This is a genomic window from uncultured Kiloniella sp. (assembly GCF_937128705.1).
In the GTDB taxonomy this organism is placed as follows: domain Bacteria; phylum Pseudomonadota; class Alphaproteobacteria; order Kiloniellales; family Kiloniellaceae; genus Kiloniella.
Map to the genome: position 1 here is coordinate 1 of NZ_CAKZMP010000308.1, position 2,535 is coordinate 2,535.

Annotated in this window: 4 protein-coding genes; all 4 read left to right on the forward strand. The window is 45.3% G+C overall.

Annotation, left to right across the window (positions count from 1 at the left end; all coding sequences use genetic code 11):
• Positions 1-276 precede the first annotated feature (276 nt).
• On the forward strand, positions 277-894 hold the full coding sequence (locus tag Q0241_RS15375; protein ID WP_299379033.1) for a winged helix-turn-helix transcriptional regulator: 618 nt from the start codon (positions 277-279) through the stop codon (positions 892-894).
• A complete protein-coding gene (locus tag Q0241_RS15380) occupies positions 891-1,400 on the forward strand; it encodes a transcription termination/antitermination NusG family protein (protein WP_299379035.1) in 510 nt (169 codons plus the stop codon). The genes Q0241_RS15375 and Q0241_RS15380 overlap by 4 nt, the downstream gene beginning before the upstream one ends.
• A 164-nt stretch (positions 1,401-1,564) precedes the next feature.
• Positions 1,565-2,155, forward strand: coding sequence for an acyltransferase (locus Q0241_RS15385; protein WP_299379037.1), 591 nt, complete (start codon positions 1,565-1,567; stop codon positions 2,153-2,155).
• Positions 2,152-2,535: aminotransferase class I/II-fold pyridoxal phosphate-dependent enzyme (locus tag Q0241_RS15390; protein WP_299379038.1), on the forward strand; the 384-nt coding region annotated here is incomplete at its 3' end. The genes Q0241_RS15385 and Q0241_RS15390, both read left to right, overlap by 4 nt.

Consider the following 2,535-nt stretch of genomic DNA (forward strand, 5'->3'; position numbering starts at 1 on the left):
ATCGTATCCAGAATAAATCATATGGATATCTCGTTGAAACAAGGTGAACAACACCCTTTCATATGTAAATAAATTTGTCTTACGCATGCTTTGGCTGTGCTCAAATATTCCCTTCCCCCCTGAGGATAGAATTCTTAGGGGGTTATTTATTGCGAAATGTGAAGAGGTACTCCTGGCTTGTACTCTTACTTAAGTTAAGGTATTCAATAATTGAACGTGCGGATAATTTAGTACGAATGACCCTATTGTCGTAATGAATGAGAGCTGGAGTAATCGGTGTCAAAAGATCAGGTGTTATACCAGCTTTTAAGTGAAATTGAGCGTAACCCCTCAGTTTCGCAGAAAGATTTATCTCGAGAAGTTGGTATTTCTGTCGGGATGGTTAATTGGCACGTGAAGCGATTTGTTTCCAAGGGGTTGGTAAAGCTTCAAGAGGCACCCCTTAAACGATATTTGTATTATCTTACCCCTGAAGGCTTTTCTGAAAAAGCCAAACTTACAGCGGATTTCCTGCACACTTCTTTTGATGTTTTCAGGCAGGGAAGAGAGCAATATTCGGCACTTTTCGACCTTTGTTCGGTAAATGGCTGGTGTAATATTGTCTTGCTCGGAAATACGGAATTAACCGAACTTGCTGTTTTGGTTGCAAATCAATTTCCCAAGATAAATTTAGTTGCGGTTATGGATGGTGATGCGGAACGCTCTTCGCCCCATGGAGTGAATTTGGCGTCTAGGCCAGAAGAGGCTGTTGCATTGGCTGTAAACCTTAAAGTCGATGTTGTAATTTCCTGCCAGTTTAATAGTGCTTTGCTGCAAGGGGCGGAAATCGAAGAAGTATTGACTGGGTTAAATATAGACAGGTCGAGGTTCTTGATGCCGGGGATTTTGCAATGAAGCATGATAAGGGGCGGTGGATTGTTGCAAATACAAAAGCAAATTTAGAGCTTTTTGCTGTCGAGCAAATAAAGCAGCAAGGGTTTGATGCTTATTGTCCGGTTTTTGAAGCGACCGTCAGGCATGCGCGTAAAACTACCTTGCGTCAAAAACCATTGTTTCCGAGCTACATTTTTATTCGATTGACCGATTTAGCTACAGGGTGGCGATCTTTGATGTCGACGAGGGGGGTGAAAACCTTGTTGACGCAAGGGGGTAAGTTGAGCGTGTTGCCGGAAGGTTTTGTCTCCAATCTATACGAGAATGAACAGCGTGGTGAGTTGCTGCATTTGGCGCAGCCCGGCTTCTCCAGGGATGATGAGGTTGAAATTAAAAGTGGTATTTTTGACGGCCTTACCGCACGAGTCCTAGGGGCGCCGGAAAAGGAACGGATCTGGCTGTTGCTCGATATCTTGGGTCGAAAGGTACGGGTTTCGCAAGATGTTGCTAAAGTAGCTCTTGCATAAAAATCATTTAGCGTTCAATTTGTGAATGTTGAATGATATTCAGTTTTTTTGGGGGCAGGTGATTTTTCACCTGTTCTGCGGTAGCTGTGGAGCTTTCCTAGTTCATCGGGGCTAAAAAGTATGCTGTTTATCTTCCTAAGTTTATGGCTCTAGAAGAGAGATCAATGGATAGAGTGTTACGGTTTGAGGGCGTGTTTGTTCACGAAAGTTCCTATGTCGATGAGGGCGTGGAAATTGGTTCGGGTACAAAAATTTGGCACTTCTCACATGTGCTTGGAAATGTCAGCATTGGTAACAACTGTTCCATCGGGCAAAATGTAATGATCGGCCCTGATGTATCGGTTGGTAATAATTGCAAGATCCAAAACAATGTCAGTCTCTATAGGGGGCTGGTTCTCGAGGACGGCGTCTTCTGTGGCCCCAGCAGCGTTTTCACGAATGTGAACAACCCGCGCGCCGAAATAGAACGCAAGGATGAGTTCCGGACGACTGTTATCCGTCGAGGTGCGACAATTGGGGCAAATGCCACTATTGTCTGTGGATATGAACTTGGGGCATATTGTTTTATCGCTGCCGGTGCGGTAGTGACAGGGGATGTTCCTGCCTTTGCATTGATGGCGGGTGTTCCTGCGCGCAGGGTTGGATGGATGAGTAAAGCCGGCGGAAAACTAGGCGACGATTTAGTATGTCCTGTTGATGGGACGCGATACCAGCTCGTAGCTGAAGTTACTTTGGAAGAGATAACTAAGATATGAACAATATTTCTATTCCTTTTATTGATTTAAAGGCGCAACAGGCTGTTATTCGTGATAAAGTCGAGGCGGGGCTTAAACGTGTACTGGATCATGGTGCATACGTGATGGGGCCTGAGGTTGCCGAGTTTGAGGGGGAATTGGCAAGCTTTGCGGGTGCCACGCATGCGATCAGTTGTGCAAATGGAACGGATGCGCTGCATCTGGTTCTGATGTGTGAAGGGGTTGGGCCAGGAGACGCTGTTTTTGTTCCCTCATTTACATTTGTTGCAACAGGAGAGGCGCCATTGCTGGTTGGGGCCACGCCAGTTTTTGTTGATGTGAATCCTGATACCTTCAATATGGATCCTGATAGTTTGAAGTTAGCGATTGTTGCTGCAAAA